The following is a 7,921-nucleotide window of genomic DNA, read 5'->3' as shown; positions in this document are numbered from 1 at the left end:
CCCTGGTGCGCGGCCGCGCCGCGGCCCGCCGCGTCGGCGAGCTGCTGGCCCTGCCTCCGGTCGCGTACGGCCGCCGGAGCCTGCCGCCGGACGGCACCGGACGGCTGGAGCTGCGCGGCGTCACCGCGGTGCGCGGCGGGCGCGAGGTGCTGCGCGGTGTCGATCTGGTGGTGCCCGGCGGCGCCACGGTGGCCGTGGTGGGGCGGTCCGGCTCGGGCAAGTCCACCCTCGCCGCGCTCGCCGGGCGCCTGGCCGACCCCGACGAGGGGCGGGTGCTGCTCGACGGCGTCCCGCTGGACGGGATCGGCTCCGCCGAGCTGCGCCGCGAGGTCGGCTACGCCTTCGAGCGGCCGGCCCTGTTCGGGGAGACCGTCGGCGAGGCCGTCGCCTTCGGCGCGTACGACCCGGGCCCCGGCGCCGTGGAGGAAGCGGCGCGGGCGGCCAGCGCGGACGCCTTCGTCCGCCGCCTGCCCGCCGGGTACGGCACCGCGCTCGCGGACGCGCCGCTGTCCGGCGGCGAGTTCCAGCGCCTGGGCCTGGCCCGGGCCTTCGCCCACGCGGGACGGCTGCTGGTGCTGGACGACGCCACCTCCAGCCTGGACAGCGTCACCGAACTCCAGGTGAGCCGGGCGCTGACGGGCCGGGTGCGTCCCGGCACCCGGCTGCTGATCGCGCACCGCGTCTCCTCCGCGGCCCGCGCGGACCTGGTGGCATGGCTGGAGGACGGCCGGGTGCGGGCCGTCGGACCGCACGAGGCGTTGTGGGAACTGCCGGACTACCGGGCGGTGTTCGCGGCCGGAGACGCCCCGGATGCCCCGGACGGCCGTGCCGGGGCGGCGGCCCGTGCGGCGGCGGAGGAGCCCCGGTGAGCCCGGCCGGCCGTACCTCCCCGGGCCCGGCCCGCCGCCTTCTGCCTCACGCCGCGCGCTTCCTGAGCCGCCGGCGGCGCGTCCTGCTCCGGCTCGGCGGCTGGTCGCTGCTGGAGTCCGCGCAGACCTTCCTGGTCGGCTACGGCGTGGCCCAGGCGCTGGACCGCGGTTTCCTGGCCGGGCGCACCGGGGCGGGGCTGGCCTGGCTGGCGGTGGCCGCCGCGGCGACCGTCGCCGGCGGCCTGGCCGTACGAGGGGTCTTCCGCGGGCTGGCCGACCTCGTGGAACCGCTGCGCGACGGTCTGCTGAGCCGGGTGGTGGCCCGTGCCCTGCACGGTGCCGTGGCCGAGCCGGCCCGGACGGACAGCTCCCCCGTCTCCCGCCTCACCCACCAGACCGAGCTGGCCCGGGACAGTTTCGCCGGACTGGTGCTGGTGCTGCGCTCCTTCGTCTTCACCGCCGCCGGGGCGCTGGCCGGACTGGCCTCCCTCCATCCCCTGCTGCTCCTGGTCGTCCTTCCGCCCCTGGTGCTGGGACTGCTGCTCTTCACGGCCACGCTGGTGCCGATGGCGGCGCGCCAGCGGGACTTCCTCGACGCGGACGAGGCCCTCTCCACGCGTTACGGAGCCGTCGCCGCCGGGTTGCGGGACGTCGTGGCGTGCGGCGCCGAGCGGCCCACCGCCGGGGAGGCGGACACGCTGGTGGCCACCGAGGTGGGAGCGGCCCGTTCGCTGGCCCGGTGGGCCGCGGCCCGCACCGTGGCGCTGGGCGTGGCCGGGCATCTGCCCATCGTGCTGCTGCTGCTGGCCACCCCGTGGCTGCTGGACCGGGGGCTCACGGCGGGCGCGCTGCTGGGCGCGCTGACGTATCTGACCCAGTCGCTGCTGCCCGCTCTGCGCACCCTGATGAGCGCCCTGGGAGCGGCGGGCACCCGGCTGCTGGTGATTCTGGACCGGCTGGTCGGCGCGGAACCGGGGCGGGAGGGCGAGCCGGAGGCCGGGAAGCCCGCCGCGGCTCCCGCCCCCGCCGGGGCCTCCGCTCCCGCCCCCGCCGCGGAGGGCTCCCGGGTGGAGCTGCGCTCGGTCACCTTCGCCTACGGCCCCGGAGCCCAGCCGGTGCTGCGGGAGGTGGACCTCACCGTCGAACCCGGCGAGCACCTGGTCGTCGTGGGCCCCAGTGGCATCGGCAAGTCCACCCTCACCGCTCTGGTGGCGGGCCTGCTCACCCCCGGCCGGGGTGAGGTGCTGGTGGACGGCGCCCCGCCCCCCGCGGCCGGGAGGGGGGCCGGCGAGCCGGCGCGGCGGCGTGTGCTGATCCCGCAGCAGGCGTACGTGTTCACCGGCACCCTCCGCGAGAACCTGCTCTACCTGTGCCCGGACGGTCCGTCCGGCGGCGGGCCGGAGAGCGGCGGCCCGGAGGCGAGGCTGGCCGCCTCGGTGGCGGCGGTCGGGCTCGGCCCGCTGGCCGCCTCGCTGGGCGGGCTGGACGCGGTGATCGACCCGGCCGCCCTCTCCCAGGGGGAGCGGCAGCTGATCGCGCTGGCGCGGGCCCATCTGTCGCCCGCGCCCCTGGTGTTGCTGGACGAGGCCACCTGTCACCTGGACCCGGAGGCGGAGGAGCGTGCCGAGCGGGCCTTCGCGGACCGGCCCGGCACGCTGGTGGTGGTCGCCCACCGGATCAGTTCGGCGCACCGGGCCGACCGGGTACTGGTGATGGACGGAGCCCGTGCCACCGCCGGAAGCCACCATGAGCTGCTGGAGAGCTCCCCGCTGTACCGCGATCTGGTGGGGCGCTGGCACACCGGCCGTGAGGCCCGGCCCGCCGCCCGGCCCGGCCGGGAGAGCGCCCCGGCCTGAGACCCGCGGCCCTGGCCCCGCACGGACCCGGCCGGGCGCACGTACGCGTGCCCGCGCACCTGTGCGCCCGGCCGGACGGCGGTCCGGTCGGGCCCTCGCCCGTCGGCGCTACACCCAGCCCGCGCCCTGGGATATCCGTATGGCGTCGACTCTGTTGCGCGCCCCGGTCTTACGGGTGATCGCCGACATGTAGTTGCGTATGGTGCCGTGCGAGAGGTGCAGCCGCCCGGCGATCTCGGAGACCGTCGCCCCCCTCGCGGCCAGCGACAGAACGCTCAGCTCCCGCGCGGTGAGGGGCATGTCGGCGGCGCGGAGCAGATCGTGGGCGAGGGAGTCGTCCACGTATCTCTTTCCCGCGGCGACGTTTCTGATCCCCTCGAGTAACCGCTGAGGGGTGGCGTCCTTGTTGACGAAACCCAGCGCCTGCGCGTCATAGGCCCGGCGCAGTGCGCCGGGCCGCCCGGGAGTGGCCAGAACCAGTAGCCCGCATTTTGCCGACGTCATATGCCGGCACAGTTCCGCCATGCCGGCCACGTCCGGGGCCCCGGGTCCGTCCAGGTCCACGACGCACACATCCGCCCGCAGGGTCCGGAGCCGGCCGGGATCGTTGGACCAGGGTACGTCGCGTACCTCCAGGTCGGGTGCATCGTTGAGCAACGCTGCCAGGCCGGATCGCAGCAGGCCGAAATGGTGCACCAGCAATACCTGAATCACGTTCAGCTCCTCCAGTGCCCTGATCGGGGGACGTTCGTCGAACACCCGTCAACAGATACCTGCAAATGGCACTGGTTAACGCAGAGTTTCGGACAGTACCGGTGAGTAATGGAGGTGCCGGGGGTGATCGGGGGGCGCGTGAATCATCGGTTCGCGCTACCGACGCACATCACTGATCGTTTCCATGGTGATCAAATTGCAAACCGTTTCGATGTCTTCTTGGACCTGCTCGATCGAAATGCGACCGGAGAGCCATCCGATCAGTTCCGAATGCCAGGTATGCGCGATGACGCGGACCGCCGAGAGCCGCTCCGGCGTCGGCGCGCCCCGCGCTCCCACCGCGTCCAGGATGATCTCGGTGGTGAGCCGGGAGACCGCGTCGACCTCCGCGCCGGCCGAGCGGTCGGCGAAGGTGAACGCCCGCAGCATGGCCTCCGCCAGGTCCGGCTCCCGCTGGAGCGCGCGGAAGGCGCGCATCAGTGTCACCGCGACCCGGGCGGCGGGCTCCGGCTCCCCGGGGGGATGCCGGTGCAGCGTCTCGTGCAGCCGCTCCAACCGGTCGTACATGGTGGCGACCAGCAGATGGACCTTGGAGGGGAAGTAGCGGTAGAGGGTGCCCAGCGCGACGTCCGCGGACTCGGCGACCTCGCGCATCTGCACCGCGCCGAAGCCCCCGCGCCGGGCCAGCCCGGTGCTGGCCGCCAGGATGCGGCGGCGGCGCGCCTCCTGGCGCTCGGTGAGCGGAGGGGCGGAGGGGAGGCCGGGGTGTGCCGTCAAGTCTCTCCTGCCGTCTGTCCCGTCGGGCCCGGGCGGCTCCCGCCGCGGGGCCGGGCCGCGAGGGCCCGGGAGCCGCATCCCCGCAGGGCGGAGCCGTGGCGTGAATCACCCGGACCGGCTCGGTCCGGAACTTCTACCGGCCGGTAATCTTGCGAGCCGGAACCGCCCCGCTCCTGGAGCCGGACGGGGCCGGGGGCGCGGGCCGAGCGCACCCGGGGCATCATTGAAACTTGTTCCAGAATATCCCCGGCGGTTACGCTCCGGCGGAAAATCGCCGCTGGGACCTTCGAGAAGGGGGCCGTGAGTGACGGCAGAGGCCACCTGGGGCGCCGCGCCCGGACCCCTGGCGGGCGAGGCCGCCGACGGCGGCCGGCCGCTGCGGATCGCGCTGCTCACCTACAAGGGGAACCCGTTCTGCGGCGGCCAGGGCGTCTACGTGCGTCACCTGTCGCGCGAGCTGGCCCGGCTCGGCCACCGCGTCGAGGTGATCGGCGCCCAGCCCTACCCCGTGCTGGACCGGGCGGACGGTCTGCCGGGAGAGGTCTCCCTCACCCGTCTGCCCAGCCTCGACCTCTACCGGCAGCCCGACCCCTTCCGCACCCCGGGGCCCGGGGAGTACCGGGACTGGGTCGACGCGCTGGAGGTCGCGACCATGTGGACCGGGGGCTTCCCCGAGCCGCTGACCTTCTCGCTGCGCGCCCGCCGCCACCTGGCCGCCCGGCGCGGCGAGTTCGACGTCGTGCACGACAACCAGACCCTCGGATACGGCCTGCTCGGCCTGGACCGGCTCGGCTTCCCCCTGGTCACCACCGTCCACCACCCCGTCACCGTCGACCGCCGCCTGGATCTGGCGGCCGCCGGGGGCTGGAGGCGCCGGGCCTCGGTGCGCCGCTGGTACGGCTTCACGCGTATGCAGAAGCGCGTCGCCCGGCGGCTGCCCACCGTGCTGACCGTCTCCGGGTCCTCCCGCCGGGAGATCACCGAGGACCTCGGGGTGTGTCCCGAGCGCGTCCACGTCGTGCCCATCGGCGCCGACACCCGGCTGTTCTCGCCCGACGCGGCCGTTCCCGAGATCCCCGGCCGCATAGTCACCACCTCCAGCGCCGATGTCCCCCTCAAGGGGCTGGTCCACCTCGTCGAGGCCCTGGCCAAGGCCCGCACCGAGCACGCGGACGCGCATCTGGTCGTCGTCGGCAAACGCCCGGAGAAGGGGCCGGTGGCCGAGGCGATGGAGCGCTACGGGCTCGGCGGCGCGGTGGAGTTCGTCAAGGGCGTCAGCGACCGGGAGCTGGCCGATCTGGTGCGCGGCGCCCAGATCGCCTGCGTGCCCTCCCTCTACGAGGGCTTCTCCCTGCCGGCGGCCGAGGCCATGGCCACCGGCACCCCCCTGGTCGCCACCACCGGCGGTGCCATCCCCGAGGTCACCGGCCCCGACGGCGAGACCTGCCTGGCGGTGGAGCCGGCCGACACCGGAGCGCTCGCCGCGGCGCTGGGCAGGCTGCTCGGCGACGCGGAACTGCGGGCACGCCTGGGCGCGGCCGGACGGGAGAGGGTACTGAGCCGCTTCACCTGGGAGCAGGCCGCCCGCGGCACGGTGGAGCACTACCGCGCCGCCGTCGCCGCCCGCAGCCCCGCCTCCGGGCCGTCACCGGACCGCACCGCCTAGCGCCACCTGGCACCGCCCAGAGCACCGCATAGCACCCCAGCACCGCACCGAGGAAGGCAGACACCCGTGCTGACCGTGGACTTCTCCCGCTTCCCGCTCGCCCCCGGGGACCGGGTCCTGGACCTGGGGTGCGGCGCCGGGCGCCATGCCTTCGAGTGCTACCGGCGCGGCGCCCGCGTCGTCGCGCTGGACCGCGACGCCGAGGAGATCCGCGAGGTCGCCAAGTGGTTCGCCGCGATGGAGGAGGCCGGCGAGGCCCCGGCGGGAGCCGAGGCCACCGCGATGGAGGGCGACGCCCTGGCCCTGCCCTTCCCCGACGACAGCTTCGACGCCGTGATCATCTCCGAGGTGATGGAGCACGTCCCCGACGACAAGGGTGTCCTGGCCGAGATGGTCCGGGTGCTGCGCCCCGGCGGCCGGATCGCGGTGACCGTGCCGCGCTACGGGCCGGAGAAGGTCTGCTGGACGCTGTCCGACGCCTACCACGAGGTCGAGGGCGGCCACATCCGCATCTACCGCGCCCACGAACTGCTGGCGAGGATGCGGGGTGCGGGCCTGAGGCCGTACGGCACCCACCACGCGCACGCCCTGCACTCCCCGTACTGGTGGCTCAAGTGCGCCTTCGGAGTGAACCGGGACGGTGACGACGCCGCGCTGCCGGTGCGCGCCTACCACAAGCTGCTGGTCTGGGACATCATGAGGAAGCCGCTGGCCACCCGCCTCGCCGAGGAGCTGCTCAACCCGGTGATGGGCAAGAGCTTCGTGGCCTACGCCACCAAGCCGCGCCTGCCCGCCGACGCCGCCTGTGGCCGGGAGACGGCGTGACGAGCCCGGGCCGCACCGAACGACTGGTCCTGCCCGGCGTCCTGACCGCCGAGCAGGCCGAGCGGACCGTCGCGGGCATCGCCGCCCTCCAGCGCGAGGACGGCGCGATCCCGTGGTTCCGGGGCCACCACCTCGACCCCTGGGACCACGTCGAGGCCGCGATGGCGCTGGACGCGGCGGGTGAGCACGAGCGGGCCGCGGCCGCCTACCGCTGGCTGGCCGAGCACCAGAACGCGGACGGCTCCTGGTACGCCGCCTACGCCGACGGGGACGCGGCCCGCCCCACCGACCTGGGCAAGGAGACCAACTTCTGCGCCTACGTCGCCGTCGGGGTGTGGCACCACTACCTCGCCACCGGCGACGACACCTTCGCGGACCGCATGTGGCCGGTGGTCCGCGCGGCCGTGGAGTTCGTCCTGGAACTCCAGCAGCCCGGCGGTCAGATCGGCTGGAAGCGGGAGGCCGACGGCACTCCCGTCACCGACGCCCTGCTGACCGGCTGCTCCTCGATGCACCAGGCGCTGCGCTGCGCGCTGGCCCTGGCCGGGCACCGCGAGGAGGCGCAGCCGGACTGGGAGCTGGCGCTGGGCCGGCTGGGCCACGCGGTGCGCCACCACCCCGAGCGCTTCCTGGACAAGGACCGCTACTCGATGGACTGGTACTACCCCGTCCTGGGCGGCGCGGTGACCGGGGCCGCGGCCAAGGAGCGCATCGAGTCCGGCTGGGAGCGCTTCGTCGTCCCCGGCCTGGGCGTGCGCTGCGTGCTGCCCAACCCCTGGGTGACCGGCGGCGAGAGCGCCGAACTCGCCCTGGCCCTGTGGGTGATGGGGGAGTCCGACCGGGCGCTGGAGATCCTGCGCTGGATGCAGCACCTGCGCGCCGAGGGCGGCCTGTACTGGACCGGCTACGTCTTCGAGGACGAGGCCTTCTGGCCCGAGGAGCTGACCTCCTGGACGGCCGGCTCGCTGCTGCTGGCCGTGGCCGCGCTCGGCGGCGACGAGGCCACGGTCGCGGTCTTCGGCGGCGAGGGGCTGCCGGCCGGGCTGGAGCCGGGCTGCTGCTGAGCCGGGGCCGTCCTTCCGCGGCGGGCGCGGGAACGCGGCACGCCGTCCCACCGTCCCGCTTCCCGTCGCACGCACGCGTCACGTGTGTCGGGGGCGCCCGCGGTCCCGCGGGGGGGCGCGACCCCCACCGCCGCCCCGGCTCGCCGGGGG

The 7,921-nt window shown here is 75.1% G+C and carries 7 protein-coding genes; 5 read left to right on the top strand and 2 right to left on the bottom strand.

Annotation, left to right across the window (positions count from 1 at the left end; genetic code table 11):
- Together AC2CJA_RS20960 and AC2CJA_RS20955 are read left to right on the top strand one after the other, a co-directional pair.
- A partial coding sequence (locus tag AC2CJA_RS20960) for an ATP-binding cassette domain-containing protein (RefSeq protein WP_484604224.1) occupies window positions 1-869 on the top strand: 869 nt, incomplete at its 5' end.
- Window positions 866-2,725, top strand: coding sequence for an ATP-binding cassette domain-containing protein (locus tag AC2CJA_RS20955; protein WP_484604223.1), 1,860 nt, complete (start codon window positions 866-868; stop codon window positions 2,723-2,725). The genes AC2CJA_RS20960 and AC2CJA_RS20955, both read left to right, overlap by 4 nt.
- 108 nt (window positions 2,726-2,833) lie before the next feature.
- On the opposite strand, the gene AC2CJA_RS20950 is transcribed toward AC2CJA_RS20955, so the two are convergent.
- Together AC2CJA_RS20950 and AC2CJA_RS20945 are read right to left on the bottom strand one after the other, a co-directional pair.
- A complete protein-coding gene (locus AC2CJA_RS20950) occupies window positions 2,834-3,439 on the bottom strand; it encodes a LuxR C-terminal-related transcriptional regulator (protein ID WP_484604222.1) in 606 nt (201 codons plus the stop codon).
- Between the two features lie 156 nt (window positions 3,440-3,595).
- Complete coding sequence (locus AC2CJA_RS20945) at window positions 3,596-4,216, bottom strand: TetR family transcriptional regulator (protein ID WP_484604221.1); 621 nt, start codon at window positions 4,214-4,216, stop codon at window positions 3,596-3,598.
- 304 nt (window positions 4,217-4,520) lie between these two features.
- Here AC2CJA_RS20945 and AC2CJA_RS20940 point away from each other — a divergent pair, with 304 nt between their 5' ends.
- From AC2CJA_RS20940 to AC2CJA_RS20930, 3 genes are all read left to right on the top strand, one after another.
- Window positions 4,521-5,882, top strand: coding sequence for a glycosyltransferase family 4 protein (locus tag AC2CJA_RS20940; protein ID WP_484604220.1), 1,362 nt, complete (start codon window positions 4,521-4,523; stop codon window positions 5,880-5,882).
- Between the two features lie 66 nt (window positions 5,883-5,948).
- Complete coding sequence (locus tag AC2CJA_RS20935; RefSeq protein ID WP_484604219.1) at window positions 5,949-6,707, top strand: class I SAM-dependent methyltransferase; 759 nt, start codon at window positions 5,949-5,951, stop codon at window positions 6,705-6,707.
- A complete protein-coding gene (locus AC2CJA_RS20930) occupies window positions 6,704-7,771 on the top strand; it encodes a prenyltransferase (protein WP_484604218.1) in 1,068 nt (355 codons plus the stop codon). Before AC2CJA_RS20935 ends, AC2CJA_RS20930 begins: the two co-directional genes overlap by 4 nt.
- The last annotated feature ends 150 nt before the right edge of the window (window positions 7,772-7,921 follow it).

The organism is Streptomyces sp. ATLC9, assembly GCF_057196705.1.
This window is presented reverse-complemented; position numbering and strand designations above follow the sequence as displayed.